The 21357-nt window shown below is 61.9% G+C and carries 18 protein-coding genes and 1 riboswitch; of the genes, 9 read left to right on the forward strand and 9 right to left on the reverse strand.

Annotation, left to right across the window (positions count from 1 at the left end):
• Window positions 1-116 precede the first annotated feature (116 nt).
• Together ACVTFQ_RS20560 and ACVTFQ_RS20565 are read right to left on the reverse strand one after the other, a co-directional pair.
• Entirely contained in the window at window positions 117-887 is a 771-nt protein-coding gene (locus tag ACVTFQ_RS20560) for an SDR family NAD(P)-dependent oxidoreductase (RefSeq protein ID WP_112436543.1), read from the reverse strand.
• Window positions 888-972: 85 nt separating this feature from the next.
• Window positions 973-1776, reverse strand: coding sequence for a potassium channel family protein (locus tag ACVTFQ_RS20565; protein WP_112949630.1), 804 nt, complete (start codon window positions 1774-1776; stop codon window positions 973-975).
• Between the two features lie 183 nt (window positions 1777-1959).
• A riboswitch (guanidine-I (ykkC/yxkD leader) is annotated at window positions 1960-2069 on the forward strand.
• Window positions 2070-2142: 73 nt separating this feature from the next.
• Here ACVTFQ_RS20565 and ACVTFQ_RS20570 point away from each other — a divergent pair.
• From ACVTFQ_RS20570 to ACVTFQ_RS20605, 8 genes are all read left to right on the forward strand, one after another.
• Complete coding sequence (locus ACVTFQ_RS20570; RefSeq protein WP_112949631.1) at window positions 2143-3216, forward strand: putative urea ABC transporter substrate-binding protein; 1074 nt, start codon at window positions 2143-2145, stop codon at window positions 3214-3216.
• A 64-nt stretch (window positions 3217-3280) separates the two neighbouring features.
• Entirely contained in the window at window positions 3281-4099 is an 819-nt protein-coding gene (locus tag ACVTFQ_RS20575; RefSeq protein ID WP_112949632.1) for an ABC transporter permease, read from the forward strand.
• On the forward strand, window positions 4096-4920 hold the full coding sequence (locus tag ACVTFQ_RS20580; RefSeq protein ID WP_112949633.1) for an ABC transporter ATP-binding protein: 825 nt from the start codon (window positions 4096-4098) through the stop codon (window positions 4918-4920). The genes ACVTFQ_RS20575 and ACVTFQ_RS20580 overlap by 4 nt, the downstream gene beginning before the upstream one ends.
• A complete protein-coding gene (locus ACVTFQ_RS20585) occupies window positions 4917-5738 on the forward strand; it encodes an urea amidolyase associated protein UAAP1 (RefSeq protein WP_112949634.1) in 822 nt (273 codons plus the stop codon). Before ACVTFQ_RS20580 ends, ACVTFQ_RS20585 begins: the two co-directional genes overlap by 4 nt.
• A gap of 12 nt (window positions 5739-5750) precedes the next feature.
• Complete coding sequence (locus tag ACVTFQ_RS20590; RefSeq protein ID WP_112949635.1) at window positions 5751-6401, forward strand: urea amidolyase associated protein UAAP2; 651 nt, start codon at window positions 5751-5753, stop codon at window positions 6399-6401.
• 3 nt (window positions 6402-6404) lie between these two features.
• Window positions 6405-9944, forward strand: a complete 3540-nt coding sequence (gene uca, locus ACVTFQ_RS20595; RefSeq protein ID WP_112949636.1) for an urea carboxylase — start codon at window positions 6405-6407, stop codon at window positions 9942-9944.
• A 1-nt stretch (window position 9945) separates the two neighbouring features.
• Complete coding sequence (atzF, locus tag ACVTFQ_RS20600) at window positions 9946-11763, forward strand: allophanate hydrolase (protein WP_112949637.1); 1818 nt, start codon at window positions 9946-9948, stop codon at window positions 11761-11763.
• A gap of 167 nt (window positions 11764-11930) precedes the next feature.
• The gene (locus ACVTFQ_RS20605; protein WP_112436534.1) at window positions 11931-12140 is read left to right on the forward strand and encodes a hypothetical protein; all 210 of its coding nucleotides are present in this window, start codon (window positions 11931-11933) and stop codon (window positions 12138-12140) included.
• Between the two features lie 319 nt (window positions 12141-12459).
• On the opposite strand, the gene ACVTFQ_RS20610 is transcribed toward ACVTFQ_RS20605, so the two are convergent.
• From ACVTFQ_RS20610 to ACVTFQ_RS20630, 5 genes are all read right to left on the reverse strand, one after another.
• Entirely contained in the window at window positions 12460-13524 is a 1065-nt protein-coding gene (locus ACVTFQ_RS20610; protein WP_112949638.1) for an ABC transporter ATP-binding protein, read from the reverse strand.
• A 24-nt stretch (window positions 13525-13548) separates the two neighbouring features.
• On the reverse strand, window positions 13549-15069 hold the full coding sequence (locus ACVTFQ_RS20615) for a DUF5060 domain-containing protein (RefSeq protein ID WP_112436532.1): 1521 nt from the start codon (window positions 15067-15069) through the stop codon (window positions 13549-13551).
• Window positions 15070-15105: 36 nt separating this feature from the next.
• The gene (locus ACVTFQ_RS20620) at window positions 15106-15987 is read right to left on the reverse strand and encodes a carbohydrate ABC transporter permease (RefSeq protein ID WP_245206634.1); all 882 of its coding nucleotides are present in this window, start codon (window positions 15985-15987) and stop codon (window positions 15106-15108) included.
• Window positions 15988-15992: 5 nt separating this feature from the next.
• Window positions 15993-16889, reverse strand: coding sequence for a carbohydrate ABC transporter permease (locus ACVTFQ_RS20625; RefSeq protein WP_112436531.1), 897 nt, complete (start codon window positions 16887-16889; stop codon window positions 15993-15995).
• Between the two features lie 99 nt (window positions 16890-16988).
• Entirely contained in the window at window positions 16989-18227 is a 1239-nt protein-coding gene (locus ACVTFQ_RS20630) for an ABC transporter substrate-binding protein (protein WP_112436530.1), read from the reverse strand.
• Window positions 18228-18459: 232 nt separating this feature from the next.
• Between ACVTFQ_RS20630 and ACVTFQ_RS20635 the strand changes: the two genes are divergently transcribed.
• Entirely contained in the window at window positions 18460-19659 is a 1200-nt protein-coding gene (locus ACVTFQ_RS20635) for an ROK family transcriptional regulator (protein ID WP_112949641.1), read from the forward strand.
• Between the two features lie 28 nt (window positions 19660-19687).
• On the opposite strand, the gene dhaL is transcribed toward ACVTFQ_RS20635, so the two are convergent.
• Window positions 19688-20332, reverse strand: a complete 645-nt coding sequence (dhaL, locus tag ACVTFQ_RS20640; RefSeq protein ID WP_112437470.1) for a dihydroxyacetone kinase subunit DhaL — start codon at window positions 20330-20332, stop codon at window positions 19688-19690.
• On the reverse strand, window positions 20332-21348 hold the full coding sequence (locus tag ACVTFQ_RS20645) for a dihydroxyacetone kinase subunit DhaK (RefSeq protein ID WP_112949642.1): 1017 nt from the start codon (window positions 21346-21348) through the stop codon (window positions 20332-20334). Before ACVTFQ_RS20645 ends, dhaL begins: the two co-directional genes overlap by 1 nt.
• Between the last annotated feature and the right edge of the window lie 9 nt (window positions 21349-21357).

Below are 21357 nucleotides of genomic sequence, written 5' to 3' on the forward strand. Positions count from 1 at the left end.
GGTCGAGGATTGATGTTCCGCTTTATTATTTTGGCCGAGTGAAACATGTATATACATGCCATGTCAACGCACTTTGCGACGAGAATTGTGCGCTGCAACTTAAGCGTGGTCATGCGTCAGATGGAAGCGAGGAAGCCACCATCGACAGGTAGACAATGGCCGGTGATATAGCCCGCCGCATCGCTGGCGAGAAACACGACGGCGCCCCCGAGATCGGCTGCTTCGCCAAAGCGGCGCTGGGGGATCCTTGCCAGCATGCGCGCCTGCCAGTCCTCGTCCTCATAGAAGCCGTCGGTCATCGCTGTCCTGAAATAGCCGGGCGCGATTGCGTTCACACGGATGCCGGCCTCGGCCCATTCGGCGGCGAGCGCGCGGGTCATTCCGAGCAAGCCGGATTTGGATGAGCCGTAGGGAACGGCAGTGGGTACGCCGACAAACGACGTCAGCGAGCAGAGATTGATGATGCTCCCGCCGGTCTCCTGCTTGGACATGCGCTTGCCCGCCGCCTGCGACCAGAAAAACGCGCCCTTGAGATTGGTTCCGACAATGCGGTCCCACAGCGCTTCGTTTACGTCGAGCGAAGGCGCGACCTGCTCGATGCCGGCATTGTTGACGAGGATGTCGATCCCGCCCGTCAAAGCGCAGGCCTGTTCCAGCGCGGCGTCGATCGAGGTAAGGTCGCTGACATCCTGCGCGACGGCGATGCAGCGGACACCACGGCCTTCAACCTTTGCCTTCGTGTCCTGCAGCGACGCCAGCTCTCTCGCCGTGATGCAGAGGTCCGCGCCAGCATCCGCCAGCGCAAGGGCGATCGCCTGGCCAAGGCCGCGGCTGGCGCCGGTTACGACGGCGACCCGCCCCTTCAGATTGAATGAATGTCCGGACATGTGATCCCTCCGATGTTGCGCCGAGGAAAGCATCTTTCCGCGATCATATCTATACATATAACGGTCGTGGCTGATGGTGCCGCCGTCACTGGCCTTCGTCGGGGATGTTCAGCAGATGTCCGCAGGCCTTGCAATGCACGGCGTCGGCATCGTGGCGCTGCAGGCCGCATTGCGGGCAGGGGAAGTTCACCTTGTAGGGCCGAACGACCGCCTGCGCGAGGCGGACGAAGAGCGAAATGCCGACGATCATCGTGACGATTGATGTCAGCTTTCCCATGACGCCTGGAAGTGTGATATCGCCGAAGCCTGTCGTCGTGACGGTCGCCACGGTGAAATAGAGGGCATCCACGAAGCCTTCCCATCCGCCCTGACCGTAGAAGAACGTCGTATAGACGAAGCCGGTGACGATGAAGAGGAAGACCACGAGGTTGACGCAGGCGCGTACCACATCAAGCAGATGCGCGCAGCCGAGACGCCTCAAGCCTTCCTTCAGGAAGGGGCTGTTGCCGATCGCCCAGATCCGCATGGCCCGAAGAAAGGTGAAGTTGAAGAGCAAGTCTGGAAGCAGCAGCGTCGCCAGGATGAAGAGATCGATCCAGCTCATCGGCCGCTTCACGAAAGCCTTCAGGCTGCCGGCGACGATCGCCTGGGCGATCAGTTCGATCGTGACCCACACGGCAATCATATAGTCGATGATGAGATAGGAGGGCCCGGTCCGCAGATATGGCCCGAACAGGAAGAAGGCCAGGATGGCGAGATCCACGAAGGCAAGTAGACCCTGCAGCTGAAGCGAACGGATATCCCTCCCGCGTTGCAGCCAGTTCAGTTGTTTTCGGAGTTTCTTGACGATGCCGTTTGCATCGCCTGAGTCGGTATGCGCGTTGCTCATGCGCCAGAACTATCAATCGCTTTCAGCTTTTCAACCGCCAAGCTGCCGCACCTATTAAATCCAGGCCCCGATGCAGCTGCCTAAAATCGCCGCCCCTGCCGCCGCTTTTTTTGGCATGCGCGAGCAAGCCATGCGGAAATACCGCGATTTTCGAGTTGGCACGCATGTTGCATTTGAAAGGGCAGAGTTGGTGGCTAGGGTTCCGGCACGTAAATGTGTGACTGGTCCGAGAGCTGCCACCGGTTGGGGGAGAAATCCCACCGGGTGCACGGCGGGACAAAAGCCCGGGAGACCTCGTAAGCCAAGGGATTGGCGGTGCGATGGTCTGTGCCAATCCCTTTTTCTATACGCAAAAGGGGAATTTCAATGCAGACTTTTTCGAAGATCATTTCAGTCGCAGCGCTGTCGACAGCGCTGGCACTCGGCTTCGGAGCTGGCGCCCGGGCCGAGCAGAAGACCGATTTCAAGGTCGCCTGGTCCATCTATGTCGGCTGGATGCCCTGGGGCTACGCCGCTGACCACGGCATCGTCAAGAAATGGGCCGATAAATACGGCATCAAGATCGAGGTCACGCAGTTCAACGATTACGTCGAGTCGATGAACCAATATACCGCCGGTGCCTTCGATGCGGTTACGCTCACCAATATGGACGGCCTTTCCATTCCGGCGGCCGGTGGCGTTGATACCACTGCCGTCATCGTCGGTGACTTCTCGAACGGCAATGACGCCGTCATCCTCAAGGACAAGGCAAGCCTCGCCGACGTCAAGGGACAGAACGTCAATCTCGTCGAGTTCTCCGTCTCGCACTACCTGATGGCGCGCGCGCTTGAGAGCATCAAGCTGACGGAGCGCGACGTGAAGGTGGTCAATACGTCGGATGCCGACATGGTCGCCGCCTACAAGACGCCCGAAGTGACGGCTGTCGTCACCTGGAACCCGCTCGTCTCCACCATTCTCGAAGACCCGACGGCCAAGAAGGTGTTCGACAGCTCGCAAATCCCGGGCGAAATCATCGACCTCATGGTCGCCAATACAGGTGTGCTCAAGGACAATCCGAATTTCGGCAAGGCACTCGCCGGCATCTGGTACGAGACGACCGCCCTGATGACCGCCGATAGCGCCGAAGGCAAGGCGGCGCGTGAGGCGATGGGCTCCGCCTCCGGAACCGATCTCAAGGGATACGAGGCGCAACTGGCCGTCACCCGCCTGTTCGACAAGGCGGCGGATGCCGTCGCCTTCACCGCTTCGCCGAACCTGCCGAAGACCATGGATCTCGTACGCAACTTCCTGTTCGAGAAGGGGCTGCTCGGCAATGGCGCGCCGTCCGCCGATGTCATCGGCATCGAGATGCCCGATGGCAAGGTTCTCGGCGACGCCGGCAACGTCAAGCTCCGCTTCACGGAAACCTACATGAAGGCCGCCGCCGACGGCGCGCTTTAAGCGACGCCGATGCCGGCGCGGGAACTCGCGCCGGTTCGTTGTCTAACGTGAACGGAGCATCTTCATGCGCTGGATAAACACGAGGCCGAGCAAAGGGGCGCAACTCGCCCTGATGCTGTTGCCGTTCGTGCTGCTGGTGATCGCCTATGCCTTCGGCTCGGCGGCGCGGCTGGCGGAAAACGCCAACGACAAACTTCTGCCCACGCTCTCCGTGCTTGGAGATGCGATCAACCGCATGGCCTTCATCGCCGATCCGAGGACGGGAGCGTATCTGCTGTGGTCGGACACATCGGCGAGCCTCGTCCGACTGCTGTCAGGCCTTGGCATCTCGACCGTGATCGCGCTGGTTGTCGGCATGCTGATCGGCATGCTGCCCTATCTCAGGGCAGTGCTGGCGCCCTTTGTGGCGGTGATATCGATGGTGCCGCCACTGGCGCTGCTGCCGATCCTCTTCATCGTCATGGGGCTCGGCGAGACATCGAAGATCACGCTGATCGCCATCGGCGTCGCGCCGACGATGATCCGCGACTTGGCGCTGAAGGCGCTCGAACTGCCGCGCGAGCAGATCGTCAAGGCGGAGACCTTGGGCGGCTCATCCTGGCAGATCGCCCTGCGGGTGGTGCTGCCGCAGGTGCTTCCACGGCTGATCACCTGTCTCAGGCTGCAGCTCGGTCCGGCCTGGCTGTTTCTCATCGCCGCCGAAGCGATCTCGTCGGATTCCGGCCTCGGCTACCGGATCTTCCTCGTTCGTCGCTACCTCTCGATGGATATCATCTTCCCCTATGTGATCTGGATCACGTTGCTTGCGGTCGCGATGAACTATGTGCTCGACCGCATCTCGGCCGCCGTCTTCCCCTGGTCCGTGCTGGAGAAGCCGGCATGAGCGAGCTCAGGATTGAAAAGGTCTGGAAGGAATATGGCGACCAGATCGTGCTCGAGGATGTGTCGCTGACGGTACAGTCGCGCGCCTTCGTCGCGCTGGTCGGCCCGTCGGGCTGCGGCAAGACGACCTTCCTGCGCATGCTTCTTGGCCAGGAGCAGCCGACGCGCGGAACAATCCTGCTCGATGGCGAGCCGCTGCCGGCTGAACCGGGGCCTGATCGCGGCGTCGTGTTCCAGCGCTATTCCGTGTTTCCGCATCTGACGGTGCTCGGCAATGTGATGCTGGGCAAGGAATTCACCGCTGCCCGATATCGCGCCAAGCTCTTCGGCGCCGCGCGCAGGCAGGCGATGCAGGAGGCGCGGCATCTGATCGCGCAGGTCGGTCTGGCGGGCTCCGAGGGCAAGTATCCGTCGCAGCTCTCCGGCGGCATGCAGCAGCGCCTGGCACTTGCGCAGGCATTGATCATGAAGCCCAAGGTGCTGTTGCTCGACGAGCCCTTCGGCGCGCTCGACCCCGGCATCCGCGCCGAAATCCATACGCTGATGAAGCGGCTGTGGAACGAGACGCAGATGACCGTCATCATGGTCACGCACGACATGCGCGAAGCTTTCACGCTGGCGAGCCGCGTCATTGCCTTCGAGCGGCGGCGCGACCGTCCGGAAGAGAAACTGCGCTACGGCGCGTCGATCACCAACGACATTTCGATCTGGCCCCCGCGCCTTGCGGGCACGCCATCCATTTTCAGCCCTGACCGGGACGACCCGATCGCATTTCCGGGGCAACGCCAGGACGACCTGGCATCATCTGGAGATAAGGCATGATCCATGTAAGCCGCTCTGCGGAAGAAATCGCGGCAAACCGCGCCCGCTATGAAGAGCATCAGAGAAAAGGACTGCAATTCGCGCCGAAGGCGCTTCCGACGCCCAGCCCGCTGCCGGCACCAACGCTTGAGAGCAGCGCCGTTATTCATCAGGAGGTCATTCCGGGTGGCTGGTACTGGTCGACCGTGCTGAAGCGCGGCGAGGCCATTCGCGTCGATCAGGGCGAGGGTGGCTCAACGGTGGCCGTCGTTGCCTGGAACGCCGATGATACGAGCGAGCGGCTCAATCTGGTCGATACCGCGAAGGTCCAATGGACGACGGCGCTTGGCAAAGGCCGCGTGCTGTTTTCCGATATGGGGCGCGTGATGTTTTCGCTCACCGAAGACAGCTCCGGTGCTCACGATTGCCTGATGGGCGGCTCCACGGCCGCAACCAACGCTACGAAATATCCGGGTGAAAAGACCCGCAATACCCGCGACAACCTGGTTCTCCTGGCGGCCAAGCTCGGGCTCCACCGTCGTGATATTCCCGGCATGATCAATCTCTTCGCACCCGTCAGCCTGGATGAGGATGGCGGTTTCCATTGGCGCGCCAAGCGTTCCAACAGCGGTGACTATACCGAGCTGCGCGCCGAGATGGATATGCTCGTCGGCTTCTCCAATTGCCCGCATCCGCTGGACCCGAGCCCGGTCTACGCCCCGCAGCCGGTCACGATCACCCGCTTCCGCGCGGCCGCACCTGCGCCCGACGATCTGGCGCGCACGGCGACGGCCGAAGCCGTGAGGGGTTTCGAAAACAACGCGATGGCATCGGCGTAAGGAGGGGCGATCATGAGCATTTTTATTCAGACATCCAATACCCGCACGCTCGATAACGCCGTGCAGGATCATTTCATACCGGCCGAGGCGCCGTGGTCGGGCATCGTCAGGAAAGGACAGACGATCCGCATCGAGGACAGCTACGGCCAGCAGGCGATCGACACGCTGTTTTATCGTGCCGACGATTTCTCGGAACGCTATTCCAATCAGGACACGATGCGCGCGCAGGGTGCCGCCTATGTCGGCGTCGGCACGAAGGTGATGTCGAGCGAGGGCAATGTCATGCTGCGCATGACCGCCGATAGCTGCGGCCGCCACGACACCTCCGCCGGCGCCTGCTCGTGCGAGAGCAATACCGTGCGCTTCGGCCACGCGACCAAGTATCTCCACGCCTGCCGCGACAATTTCGTGCTCGAAGTGACCAAGCACGGCATGAGCAAGCGCGACATCGTGCCGAACATCAATTTCTTCATGAACGTGCCGATCAAGCCGAATGGTGAGATGACCATCGTCGACGGCATTTCTTCGCCCGGCGACTACGTCGAACTCGTCGCCGAGATGGACGTGCTCTGCGTCATCTCCAATTGCCCGCAGATCAACAACCCATGCAACGGCTTCGACCCGACGCCGATCCGGGTCTTGATCTGGGACGCAGAGGGCTGATCCATGTTCAAGAAAGTTCTAATTGCGAACCGGGGCGAAATCGCCGTCCGGGTGATCCGCACATTGCAAAAAATGGGCATTGCCTCGGTAGCGGTCTATTCCGATGCCGACCGCTTCGCCATGCCGGCGCTGATGGCGGATGAGGCGGTGCGCCTCGGTCCGGCGCCGGCCACCGAGAGTTATCTCAACGTCGACGCGGTGATCGCCGCGTGTAAAGAGACGGGCGCGGATGCGGTGCATCCGGGCTACGGCTTTCTCTCCGAAAACATCGGCTTCGCCGAGCGGCTTGCTGATGAAGGCATCGCCTTCATCGGACCACGGCCGGAACATCTCTCAGTCTTCGGCCTCAAGCATACGGCACGCGAGCTCGCCGAGAAAAGCGGCGTTCCGCTACTCCCCGGCAGCGGGTTGCTCAAGTCCGCTGACGAGGCCTTGGCAGCCGCCGAGCGGATCGGTTACCCGGTCATGCTGAAGAGCACCGCCGGCGGCGGCGGCATCGGCATGCAGTTGTGCGTCGATCCTGAGAGCCTCAAGGCATCGTTCGAGAGTGTGCAGCGCACCGCGGCCGCAAGCTTCGGCGATGCACGCGTCTATATCGAGCGCTTCGTCGCCGATGCCCGCCATGTCGAGGTGCAGATCTTCGGCGATGGCAACGGCAGGGTGGTTGCGCTGGGCGAGCGGGATTGCTCGCTGCAGCGGCGCAATCAGAAGGTGCTCGAGGAAACGCCGGCGCCGGGATTGAGCGATGGCGTGCGTCAGCGCCTGCATCGCGCGGCTACCGAGCTTGGCGCTTCGGTATCCTACGCGTCCGCCGGCACGGTCGAGTTCATCTATGACCCGACCCGCGAGGAGTTCTACTTCCTTGAGGTCAACACCCGCCTGCAGGTCGAGCATCCGGTCACCGAGGCGGTCTATGGCATCGATCTCGTCGAATGGATGATCCGCCAGGCGGCCGGGGAAGATATTCTGGCGCGCGCGAACGATCTGAAGCCGCAGGGCGCTTCTATCGAGGTGCGCGTCTACGCCGAGATGCCGCATGCCGGATTCCGCCCCAGCGCCGGCCTGCTGACGCAGGTGCAGTTCCCTCAGACGGCGCGCGTCGATAGCTGGATCGAGACGGGCACCGAAGTCAGCCCCTTTTATGATCCGATGCTGGCGAAGATCATCGTTGCCGCCGAGGATCGGTCGGCTGCCATCGAAAAGCTGAAAGCGGCGCTCGGCGAGACCTCTATCTATGGCATCGAGACCAATGTCGATTATCTCCGTGTCATCGCGCAATCCGAGTTGCTGGAAAGCGGCAACGTATCGACAACCGCGCTGCGCAGGCTCGAGTTCGTGCCCGATGTTGTCGAGGTGCTCGCGCCCGGCGCGCAATCGAGCATGCAGGAGCTTCCGGGACGGCTGGGGCTTTGGCATGTCGGCGTGCCGCCGAGCGGGCCGATGGACGAGCGTTCGTTCCGCCATGCCAACCGCCTTGTTGGCAACGACGAAACGACGACGGCGCTGGAGCTCACCGTATCCGGCCCGACGCTGAAGTTCTTTCGCGATGTCACCGTCGCCCTGTCCGGCGCCAGAATGCCGATGACGCTTGATGGCGCCGAGGTGCCGCATGGCCAGGCAATTGCGATTCCGGTCGGCGCTGTGCTGTCCATCGGCAGCATATCGGGGGCGGGGCAGCGCTCTTATCTCGCCGTCTCCGGCGGGTTTGACGCGCCCGTCGTCCTCGGCTCGCGCGCGACCTTCGGCCTTGGCCAGTTCGGTGGCAATGCTACAGGAACGTTGAAGACGGGCCATGTGCTGCGCCTGGCGCGTGCGGCGCAGACGACCTCATCGACGGTCGCGGTCGAGGCGCCGATTTTGACCGGCGATTGGGAGATCGGCGTCGTCTATGGTCCGCATGGTGCCCCCGACTTCTTCCAGGATGGAGACATCGACGAGCTTTTCCAGGCGTCCTACGAGGTGCATTTCAACAGCGCCCGCACGGGCGTTCGACTGATCGGGCCGACGCCGAAATGGGCGCGCACCGATGGCGGCGAGGCGGGGCTTCATCCGTCGAACCTGCATGACAACGCCTATGCGATCGGCGCGATCGATTTCACCGGCGACATGCCGATCATTCTCGGGCCTGATGGCCCGAGCCTCGGCGGCTTCGTCTGCCCTGCCGTCATCGCGCGCGACGAACAATGGAAGATGGGCCAGCTGAAGCCGGGCGACCGCGTCCGCTTCGTTCCCGTCGCGCGGCCAGACGATCCGATCGCGACACCGGCCGTTCACCGGTCCCGCCCCGATGCCGGCTCGCCGATTGTCGGCACAAGCGACGAGGGGCCGGTTTCCGTGGTCTACCGGCGCCAGGGGGACGACAACCTGCTGGTCGAATACGGACCGATGACGCTGGATATCGCGCTTCGCCTTCGCGTGCATCTGCTAATGGAGGCCCTCGCGCAGTCCCGGTTGCCGGGGATCATCGATCTGACGCCCGGCATCCGGTCGCTCCAGATCCACTATGATGGCACGACGATCACCCGCAAGCGCCTGTTGGGATTGCTTGGCGAGATCGAGAAGACATTGCCCGCCGCCCAGGATGTGAAGGTGCCGAGCCGCATCGTTCATTTGCCGCTCTCCTGGAACGATCCGGATGCCGAACTTGCCATGCGGAAATACCAGGAGCTCGTCAGGCCGAATGCGCCATGGTGCCCCGATAACATCGAGTTCATCCGGCGGATCAATGGCTTGGCCGATGAGCAGGCTGTGCGCGACGTCGTTTTCGACGCCAACTATCTCGTGCTTGGCCTTGGGGACGTCTATCTCGGAGCACCGGTTGCCACACCGGTCGATCCACGCCACAGGCTGGTCACAACCAAGTACAACCCGGCCCGGACATGGACGCCGGAGAACGCGGTCGGCATCGGTGGCGCATACATGTGCATCTACGGCATGGAGGGGCCGGGCGGCTATCAGCTGTTCGGCCGCACGATCCAGATGTGGAACACCTGGCGCCGGACACCGGTCTTTGCCAAGGACAAGCCGTGGCTCTTGAACTTCTTCGATCAGATCAAGTTCTTCCCTGTCGACCACAAGGAGCTGACGGAAGCGCGTAGCGCCTTTCCGCATGGCGGGTACCCGATCAGGATCGAGGAGACGGAATTCTCCTACGCGGCCTATGAACAGGAGCTGCAGGCCAACGCGCTGTCGATCGGCAACTTCAAGGCCGGCCAGCAGGATGCGTTCAACGCCGAGCGCCATCGCTGGAAAGAAGCCGGGCTCGACACGTTCGTGACCGATGAAGGTGCCGCCGAAAGCATGGATGGCGATATCCCCGCCGATTGCTTCGGCGTTGCCAGCGCCGTACCCGGCAATATCTGGAAATTGCTGGTCGAACCCGGCACGCCAGTCGCCGCTGGCGACACGCTTGCCATCATTGAATCGATGAAAATGGAAATCAACGTCACGGCCCACGCCCCCGGCCGCGTGCGCGAATTGCGCGCGGGAACGGGAAGAAACGTAAAGGCGGGTGATATTATCGTTGTGCTCGAGGAGATCTGACATGTTGCCAACCATTCTCGATATCGCGACGTTGCGCGCCGCCTATGCGTCTGGATTGACGCCGCTCGATGTGGTCGAAGAGGTGATCGCACGGCGCGCCGCATCAACTGATCCGGCGATCTTCATCACCAAGGTCACAGACGATGCGCTGCGCGAAGCGGCGAAGGCGCTGATGGCGCGGGCGCCTGAAGCCAACAGCCTGCCGCTTTGGGGCATCCCCTTTGCCGCCAAGGACAATATCGACGCGAAGGGCCTGCCGACAACGGCGGCATGCCCGGCCTTTGCCTACGATCCTGATGAAGACGCCACCGTTATCGCCCGGTTGCTCGGAGCCGGTGCGATCCTCATTGGCAAGACCAATCTCGATCAGTTCGCGACCGGTCTCAACGGCACGCGCTCGCCCTATGGCGCGCCGCGCTCTGTCTTCGACGCGGACTATGTGTCAGGCGGCTCCAGCTCTGGGTCGGCCGTGGCAGTAGCGTCAGGGCTCGCGGCCTTCAGTCTTGGGACGGACACCGCCGGTTCCGGCCGTGTGCCGGCAGCCTTCAACAATCTTGTCGGCATCAAGCCGACGCCGGGGCTGGTGCCGAACACGGGGGTCGTCCCCGCCTGCAAGAGCGTGGATTGTGTCACGGTGTTCGCGGCAACGGTCGGCGATGGCGTTGCCGTTCGCAAGGTCCTGCAGGGCTTCGATCGCAGCGACGCCTTCTCGCGGCACCCACGCGAGGTGTCGCTCCCGACCGATCGTTTGCGGATCGGCGTGCTCGGCGAAACGGAACGCGAGTTCTTCGGCGATCGCGAGGTCGAGCGGCTCTACGATCTGGCGATCGAGCGGGCGAAGGCGCTTGGCGCCGACATCGTGACCTTCGACTACGCGCCGTTCCGCCAGGCGGCGGAATTGCTCTACAATGGCCCGTGGGTTGCTGAGAGGCTCGCTGCCGTCGAAGGGTTCCTGGCCACCAACGCTGATGATTTCGATCCAACCGTGCGGTCGATCATCGAAGGCGCCCGAGGCAAGACGGCCGTCAATGCTTTCAACGGTCAGTATCGTCTCGCGGAATTGAAACAGGTGACGGAAGAGGAGTGGGCGAAGGTCGATATCCTGCTGCTTCCCACTTCGCCGACGACCTACAAGGTCGAGGAGATGCTCGCCAATCCGGTGGAGCTTAATGGGCGGTTTGGCCGGTACACCAACTTTGTCAATCTCCTCGATTGCGCCGCGATCGCCATCCCTGCTGGCTTCGACAGCGCGGATCATCTGCCTGCCGGCGTCACCCTCGTCGGCCGGGCGTTCACCGACGATGCCCTGGCGCTCGTCGCCGACGCGCTGCATCGTGCAGCGCCCTGCGGTATGGGCAAAGACAAGTCGGCCGCGCTGCCGCAATCGGCGCCTATCGAGACCGCGCCTGCGGGCATTCCGATCGTCGTGGTCGGCGCGCATCTGACCGGTATGCCACTCAACCACGAGCTCACCACGCTGGGCGGGCGGCTGGTGAAGACCTGCCGAACGGCTGGCGATTACAGGCTGTTTGCGCTGAGCGGTACGGTGCCGGCAAAGCCCGGCCTCATCCGCGAGCCGGGGTTCGCGGGAAATGGACTGGAGGTCGAGGTCTGGACGCTGCCCGCTGACGGCTTTGGCCGCTTCGTCCAGAAAATCCCGGCGCCGCTCGGGATCGGCAAGGTCGCGCTCGATGATGGCGCCAGCATTTCGGGCTTCCTTTGCGAAGCGCATGCCGTCGCCAATGCCGTCGAGGTGACATCGCATGGCGGCTGGCGTGCCTACATCGCCTCGCTCAAGGCTTCGGCCCCGGTCAACTGACGGATACGTTCGGCCAACCAAGAGGATGCCCCGCTGCTCTGCGTGGCGGGTCATCTGCCGGCAGCATACGGCAACTGCAACGTGTCGTTTGCCTTGATCCTGCCACGCTGGCGACATTTGGGTGTTACATGCGCGTAGTATTCCTCCTTGCAACAAAGGAGCGTGCCATGCAGGACATGACCATGTCGGAAGTCTTGAGGGATCCGATGATCCGCCAGATGCTGCGGGCCGATCGGATCAGCCTCGGCGTTTTCGCCGAATTGCTCGAAACGGCGGCCAAAAAGCGTGCGCATGCCTTTTCCGCAAACGGAACGGCCGCGTTTTGTGCCGGCATGCGTGCCGAACAGGCTGAAACACAGGGCAAGACGGCGTCTTGAGCCACTGTCTGCCAACGCCCGGTTTCGGGCGTTGAAAGCTATCTCATCGCATAATCGAAAATTTAGAACCCGTCCTCGCCCCGCGAGGACGGGTTTACCGATCCGTAACCCCACGGACCACGGTGTTTGGGACCGCTTTCCGTTTGATGGCATTGCTTCATGTTGCCATGCAACTGAAAGTACGTTGCTTGGTTAGCTGGTAAGGTTACCAGCCACGCGATGGGGACAATACACGCCTTGAAGGCAATACTGCCTGCCAAAACCTTGCATCCACCGCACTGATACGGAGGATGCGAGATATTGTTCGTTGCATCGTAGTCTAGATGCGGCGCTGCGTGGCCTTGTCGAAGAAATGCACGTTCGGTGATTTCAGCGACAGCTTGACGACCTGGCCCGGTGTCAGGTCGGCGCGTTCGCGCATGACCCAGGTGATCTCCTTGCCTTCGACCTCTAGCGCGACATGCGTCTCCGATCCAGTCGGCTCTACCACGCTGACGGTTGCCGGCACGCCGCCGTCTTGCGCGAAGGCGAGATCCTCAGGGCGAATGCCGACGATGACGTCGCGGCCATCGGCGTTCGCAGCACCCTGCGAGAGCTCGACCTGTTGGCCTGACGGCAGTGTCAGCCGCGGTGTGTCGTCGCCCGTCAACTTGCCTTCGAGGAAGTTCATTGCCGGTGAGCCCATGAAGCCCGCGACGAAAACATTCTGCGGCCGGTCGTAGAGCTCGAGCGGCGTGCCGATCTGCTCGACCTTACCGCCCTGCAGCACGACGATCTTGTCGGCCATGGTCATGGCTTCGATCTGGTCGTGCGTGACGTAGACGATCGTGGTTTTCAGGCGCTGGTGCAGGGCCTTGATTTCCGCGCGCATCTTGACGCGCAGTTTGGCGTCGAGGTTGGAGAGAGGCTCGTCGAAGAGAAACACCTTTGGATCGCGCACGATGGCGCGGCCCATGGCGACGCGCTGGCGCTGGCCGCCGGACAGCTGCGCCGGCTTGCGGCCAAGCAGCGGCTGGAGGCCGAGGATGCCGGCGGCCTCGCCGACCTTCTTGTCGATCTCCGCCTTCTTCACGCCGGCCAGTTCCAGTGCGAAGCCCATGTTCTGGGCCACCGTCATCTGCGGATAGAGCGCGTAGTTCTGGAACACCATCGCGATGTCGCGATCCTTGGGCTGCAGATTGTTGACGACGCGGCCGCCGATCGAAATCTCGCCGCCGGTGATCTCCTCCAGCCCAGCGATCATCCTAAGCAGGGTCGATTTTCCACATCCGGACGGGCCAACGAGAATGACGAACTCGCCATCGGCGATATCGACGTCCACGCCGTGAATGATGTCGACGGCACCGTAGGATTTCTTGACGTTTCTAATGGCCAATCCGGACATAGAATTCCTCCCTGTGAGACCTGCTCAACGCTTGCTGCGCACGCGAAGTGCCAGATATGGCTTGCCCGGCAGCTCGACGCCGAATGCAGCATCGGCCTTGCCGCCGCGCACGATCGCGCCGTGGCGTGTCGGATGCGGGATCGGCGCTTCCACCTTCTTGGCGGGCGTGATCGTCATGTTCCACGTGTCGATGATGTCGACTTCGTAGTTGTCGCCATCCTTCGGGAAGCCCGAAGACCATACGACGGGCTGATGCTCGCCGAGATAGATGTAGCGCAGGTCGGTGCTGCCATCGCGCACGCCGGAAACGCGGGTCCACGGCCATTCGCCGACGGCACCCATGGGATCGAGGCCGTGCGTCACGTCCTGCTCCAGGATGTCGCGGAAGAAGCTGATGCGCTTCCACGCTTCGCCGCGCAGCTCGCCGCCCTTGGCCCACCAGATCAGATCATCAGGGTGCGAATAGGTCTCGCCGTGGCCGGCATAGCCGCCGCGCGTCACGGTGATCCAGAAGCGGTGCACCAGTTCCTGCGCCGTCAGGTTGCCCCAGCACTGCACGATGTTGCCTTCATACTCCGGCTCGTCGTTGACGACGGGCTTGCCATAGGCGTCGCGCCAGGTCTGCGTCAGCTTGACATCGGGGTTCTGAATGCAGGTGTGTGTAACCCATGGCTTACGGTGATCGAAGTTCATCGACACTTCGCCGTTGTGGATCGACTTCAGGTGCTGGTAGGGATCGTTCTCTTCCAGGATGTGGAAGTAGCGGTCCCACTGCTCCACCGGCTTGGTGTCCAGCAGGAAGTCGTATTCGTTGGCGAGCGCCCACCAGACGTTACGATAGGCGGCGAGGCGTGCCGCGAGATAGGCGACATAGCGGAAGTCCTGCTCGGCCGACATGTCGGCATAGCCCCAGCGATCGTAGGGGTGGAACATGATGATGTCGGCTTCGATGCCGAGTTTGCAAAGAGCCGCAACCTGCTGTTCGAAATGGCGGAACATGACCGGGTTCGGACGATCGAAATCTTCCTTGCCGTCGGCGCCGTTCTCAAAAGAGGGGTAGAGCGGCTCGTTGGTGTTATAGGGGTAATCCTTGGGGAAGACGCCCATGCGGATCTTGTTGAAACCGGCGGTCTTCAGCGTTTCGAGCGTCTGCGCCTGCATCTCCAGCGGCTGGTGCGTCCAAGCATAGCAGGTCGTGCCGAAGGAGAGGAACGGCTTGCCGTCGGCATAGGCGAAATGGAACTTGTTGCGCACGCGAACCGGGCCATGGTTGCCCGCAGACGGTGCGGTCGCGACGAATGCGCCGGTCTTGCCGTTGAGCTCAACGGTCTGCGAACGCGTCTGAAAAGACCACTCGCCTTCGACATCGGGCATGAAGCGCACGCGATAGACGCCGTCGCCATCATAGAAGCCCGGCACGCGGACTTCACGGCTCTTGTGGGTGAAGACGGCGTCGAGGCTCACGTCGATATAGGGATTGCCGCCGGACGGGCCGTTGAAGGCCGCTTCGAACACACCCCATTTTTCGACTGTTGCTGTGGACATGAAAGATCTCCTCGAAAGACTTTAAATTTCGGTCGCTCAGCCTTTGACCGCACCAGAGGTGAGGCCGGAGACGAAGTACCGTTGGAAAATGAGATAGACGAGCGTCGCGGGCAGGACCGTCATCACGATGGCGGCGTTCAACTGGCCGTAATCGCTGGAGAACTGGCCCTGGAAGGACATCAGCCCGAGCGGCAGCGTCCACATGTGCTGATCCTGCAGAAGGACGAGCGCCATTGCGAATTCGTTCCAGGTTGAGACGAAATCGAGGATGAGGAGCGCAGCCAGAACCGGCAGGCAGACCGGCAGGAAGATGCGCCGGAAGATGGTGAAATGGGTGGCGCCGTCGATCAGCGCTGCCTCGGACAGCTCCTTCGGCAGGCCCTTGAAGAAGCCGTGCAGGATGAAGACCTGGTAGGGAACGCCGAAGGCGATGTAAGGCAGGATGACGCCGGGATAGGTGTCGATCAGGCCGAACGAGTTAACCAGCGTGAAGAGCGGCGCCAGCATCACCTGGAAGGGGATCATCGTTCCGAAGACGACGATGAGCAGCAGGAGCTTGCTCACTTTCATCTTGATCTTCGCCAGTGCGTAGGCCGCCATCGCCGACATCGCGAGGCCGAGCGGCACCTTGAAGACGGTGATGATCACGCTGTTCATGAACGACTCGGCGAAGTTGCCGCGGCTCCATGCACTGGCATAGTTCTCGAAGGCGAACTCGACCGGCGGCATGAACGCGCCGGTGCTTGTCACCGCAGCCTTCGTCTTCAGCGATGTGAAGACGATGAAGACGAAAGGCGCGAACCAGATAAGCGCGACGATGATCAGCGCGATCCACAGGCCGATCAGGACGGGGTCGCGACCGGGCTTGTTCGTGGTGGTGATGGTTTCAGACACGGATATCGGTCCTGATGATGTCATCGTCATTATTCGGTGTCCTCATGCTTCTGCGTCCAGCGCAGGTACGGCACGACGATCGCGATGGTGATCAGCAGCAGGACGACCGAGATGGCGGCGCCGCGACCGAAGTCGAAGATCTGCATCGCCTGCGTGAAGGCCCAGAGCGCCAGCATCTGCGTGGATTGCGCCGGTCCGCCGCCGGTGAGGCCGTAGACGATATCGAATGCCTTCAGCGACGAGATGATCGAGAGAACGAGCACGATGGTCATCGTGGTGCGCAGCGCTGGGAAGGTCACATGCTTGAATATCGCCCAACGGCCGGCGCCATCGATGCGGGCGGCTTCGACCAGCGTCTGCGACACGTTCTGAAGGCCGGCCAGGAACAGCACCATCGAGAAGCCGACGGACTGCCAGAGATAGGCGACGAAGACCGAGTAGAGCGCGATGTTCTTGTCGCCGAGCCAGTCCTTGATCCACATCTGCAGGCCCATATTGGTCATGAGCTGGCTGAACAGGCCGAAGAAGGGGTCGTACATCCATTTCCACATCGTCGCGACCGCGATCGGCGCGATGATGACGGGGAGGTAGAAGATGGCGCGAAACGTGTTGCGCCCGAAGATCTTCTGATTGAGCGTCAGCGCGAGAAGAAGGCCGACCATCGGCGGGAAGACCACCGACATGATGGTCCAGATGACCGTGTTCTTGAAGGCGACCCAGAACACCGGATCGCGCGTGAAGATGTACTGGTAGTTCGCCAGGCCGACGAATGGGCGTTGCGGATCCAGCCCGTTCCACTTCTGGAAGCTGAGGACCACGACGTTCAGCATCGGGTAAAGCGCGAAGACCGCGTAGATCGCCATGGCAGGCGCGAGCAACAGGAACGCCTGGAAGCGCGGGTCGTGTGTTCGATTTTTCAATGACATGGGTATCTGCTCCGCGCGACGTGTGTCTGGCGAGTGGCATTGGATTGAGCGGTGGTCGGTCCCGGCGACGTGCGGGACCGACCAATGTCCTGGGAGGACTTAGGTGCGACCGGCGATGAACGTCTGCAGCTGCTTTGCTGCATCGGCAGGTGCCGTGTTGCCGGCGGCGACGTCGTTGATCACGCGGAAATACTCGGTCGTGACGTCAAGCGGGAAGGCCTGGTCGCCGTTCATGTAGACCTTGCCGTAGGTCTTGAACACATCGAGCCATTCGGCTTCGAGCGGCTTCTGGTTCGCGTACTGGACGTTCTTGTTGACCGATGTCGAGCTGATCTGGCCGACGAGATCCTGCTGCACCTTGGCCGATAGGAAGTAGTCGAGGAACTTCGCGGCGAGATCGGGATGCGGGCTCTTGGTGCTGATGTAGTTATACTCGGCAAAACCGTAGAGGCGCTGCGTATTGGTCGGGAACGGGAACATGCCGTAGTCGTCGAGGTTGGTGCCGCTGGTTTCCAGCTGGCTGACCAGCCAGTCGCCTTCGAGCATCATCGCCGCGCGTCCGGCCGTGAACAGGCTGTAAGACTGCTTGTTGTCGATGCCCATGAAAGGCTGCAGCGTATAATCCTTCGTCCACTTGGCGAATTCGGTGAAGGCGTCGGTGGCGCAAGGCTCCGTGGACCAGTCCGCCTTCATGGCCTTCAGCGCGTCGTGCTTTTCGGCGCCGCACTTCGTTTCCAGGATGACGTCCATCAGGCGCATGACGTGCCAGTTGACCGATCCGCCGAAGGTGAAGGCGGGAATGCCGGCGGCTTTCAGCTTCTCAGCGTCAGCCAGAAACTCTTCATAGGTCTTCGGCTCTTCGGTGATGCCGGCCTGCTGGAACAGCTTCTTATTGTAATAGACGGCTTCGCCCTTGAAGGTGAAGGGAACGCCATGCTTGCCACCCGGATAGAGATCGGCGAATGCGGCGGCTGCCGGCAGCAGCTCATCGTTCCACTTGTATTCGGTGTAATATTTGTCGAGCGGCGCCGAAAGGCCGGCCTTCACATATTCGCCGCCCAGGCCAAGGCCTGCCCAGCTGAAGTAGATGTCGGGGCCCTTGTTCGAGCCGGCCGCGACACGCAGCGCGGTCTTGTGCTCATCGATGGCGCGCTGAACGATTTCAACCTTGGTGCCGGGATTTGCAGCTTCGAAGTCGGTTGCGACCTTCTTGAGCGCGACGTTGGCGGCGTTGTTGTCGAAGTTCAGTGTCCAGAGCGTCAGGTCTTCCGCCTTCAGGCTCGTCGCAGTGATCGCGAGCACGGATAGCGTGGCCATGAGTGTAGTCTTGATCGTCATTAAACCCTCCCTTGTGCGGTCCTCTCCGCTAATGTGCACACTCTCGAAAATTCCGATCGGAGTCAAGACTTATTTCGTAAATGAACAAAGTCGATTGCATAAGTGGCCATAGTCGGGCTTAATATTTCGAAACGGCGGATAACGCTTATGAAATAGGCGCGATTATTTTCTAATCAGAAATATCTTGCCGCCGAGTGGCGAGTCAGGCCTATTTCATGGAGAGGAGCTATGAATGGTTGGCATCAGGGAACTTTTCGAGGATCAGACCGCGCCGGCGGGACGTATCGTGCGCGCCATCGCGGCAATCGGGTCGGCGACCGCGACGCAATTGGTGAAATCGACGGGGTTGGCGCGGTCGACCGTGTCCACGCTTCTCACCGAGCTGAAAGACAGCGGCGTCGTGCTCGACGTCGACACGAAGAGCAACGGTTTCGGACGACCGTCGCAGCTCTTGTCGCTGAACCCTGCGGCGGGTCGCTGCGCCGGCGTGCTCCTCGGGCTCGGCGAAATTCGGATCGCGATCTGCGACCTCGCGCACACCGTGCTGTCTGACATCTGGTTCGCGATGGATACGGACTATACGCCTGATGACGCCGCCAGATGCGTGCGCGCCAGCCTTGAGGAGCAATGTGCCTTGCTCGGCATTGATATGTCCGAGCTGCTGGGTGTGGGTTTGGCGATTTCCGCGCCTGTCTCCTATGACGGCGAAATCCTCAACGGCTCCATCCTGCCGACATGGTGCGGCACCAATATCGCCAATGTGTTTTCCGAGCAGCTCGGTTGCCCGATCCACATCGAGAACGAGAGCCATTGCGGCGCGCTTGCGGAAATGACCTGGGGAGCCGCCGTGGGCGAGACGAACTTCGTCCTCTTCAAGTTCGACCTCGGCATCGGCGGCGCGATCGTCATCGACAGCACGGTGCAGCGCGGCGCCCATGGATATGCCGCCGAGTTCGGCCACATGTCGCTCGATCCGCGCGGACCGCTGTGTCGCTGCGGTAATCGTGGCTGTCTCGAGACCTTCGCCGGCGGGTTCCAGCTGCTGAGATACGCCGAGCAGTCCTTCGGTGAGCCCGTCAGCATCGAACAGTTTGTCGAGCGCGCCCGCAATGGCGATCCAGGATATGCGCGGCTTGTCGATGACGCGGCCGAGATGGCGGGCTGGGGAATGGGGATTGCCTTCACCATCCTCAATCCACCCTTGTTCATCATCGCCGGCAAATTGGCCGAGGTGGGGGAGAGTTTCATCGATGGCCTCGAGCGAAGTTTCGCCCGCCACTCCGTCGCCCCGCCCGCCCACTCACCGGAAAAGCGCAGGCCGCGCTTCGTCGTCGGCACCTTCCGCGGCAATGACGACACGGTCATGGGCGCGGTCGCGCTCGTGTTGCGGCAACACGGACGCATCACCAACGAAGCGTCGGCTGTGTCCTGATTACGGAGACGGCAGTTCAGCGCATGCCTTATTCCGCCGATAGGGCGCTTCGGATGCTCGATATGACCATGGTGGCGGACGCCGCTCCTGGATCGATATGGCCAAGGGACCGCTCGCCCAGCCGCGCAGAGCGCCCTTTGCTCGCAACCATGTCCTTGGTCGCATCGCGTCCCTTTTCGGCCGCTTGCAGCGCTTGTGAAAGGCATTGCCGCAAGCTGTCGCCGCGTGCCCTGGCCTCTTCGCAAGCCGCGGCGGCCGGTGCCCAGGCATCCACCATCGTCTTCTCGCCGATCTCGGCCTTGCCGCGGTCCTGAATACCTTTTGCCAGCGCGGCGAAGACGTCGAGCAGATCGTCATCGCTAAGAGTAGCCTTGCCCTTCACCGCTGCGCCGGCGCGCATGAAGGCAGTCGCGTAAAGCGGGCCTGATGAGGCGCCGACAGCATTCAGGAACGCCTTGGCAGCCGTGTTGAACACTGTCGTCGGGTCTGTAGCGGCAGGCTCGAGTGCCTCGGTTGCCTTTCCTGCCGCCGAAAAGCCGAGCTCCATCGCGATCCCATGGTCAGCGTCGCCTATGATGCCGTCCAGTTGGCACAGATTGTCCCGCTCGGCGGTCATCACGTTGGCGATGTCCTGGAAGAGGCGCTGAAGGTCCTTTGTCGTCACGTCACCCATCAGATCGCCTTTCCGCTGCGAAACATCGCGCAGTCGCACGGATGATCGATCAGCGTCTGCAATTCGTCATCGAGCGCCATGAGCGTGACCGATGCGCCGGCCATCTCGAGAGAAGTGCAGTAATTGCCGACGAGCGAGGTGTGAATGATAAGGCCAGCCTCGTCCAGCCGCGCCTTCACCCGGCGCATGATGATGTAGAGCTCCATCAGCGGTGTGGAGCCGAGCGAGTTGATCAGGACGGCCACGCGGGTTCCCGGCGCGATGTTGGCATCCTTGAGGATCGCATCGAGCAGTTCGTCGGTAACAGCATCGGCCGGTCTCAGCGTTTCGCGCGAGACGCCGGGCTCACCATGGATGCCCATGCCGACTTCCATTTCGTGGTCGCCGATCTCGAAATTCGGCCGCAACGTCTGTGGCAGAGAGCAGGGGGATAGGGCGACGCCCATGGTGAAGGTGTGGTCGTTGGCCTTGCGCGCGACACGCTCGACTTCGTCGAACGAGTACATCAGATCACAGGCAGCACCGGCCGCCTTGAAGACGAAGACGTTACCCGCCACGCCACGGCGCTTTTCTCTCTGGTCGCGCGGTGCGGAGGCGACGTCGTCGGTGGTCACCACGGTGCGCACATCGATATCGTCCATGGCAAGCATTTCCGCCGCCATGTCGAAGTTCATCACGTCGCCGGCATAGTTGCCGTACATGAAGAGAACGCCGGCGCCGTGATCGACCGCCTTTGCGCATTCGATGATCGGATCGGGCGGAGGCGAGGCAAAGACATTGCCGACAGCGGCCGCGTCCGCGAGCCCCTTGCCGACGAAGCCGAGGAAACTCGGTTCATGGCCGGAGCCGCCGCCGATCACCAGCCCCACCTTGCCATCGCGAGGCCCGTTTTTCGCAACGATCGATCGCGGCGATCCGTCGATGGCGTAGAGATGATCGGGATGCGCCGCGAGGATGCCCTCGAGCATTTCGTCGACCGCCGCGCCGCCGTCATTGATAAGCTTTTTGGTCTTCACGCTGGTCCT

It is taken from the genome of Rhizobium sp. O111 (assembly GCF_055616315.1).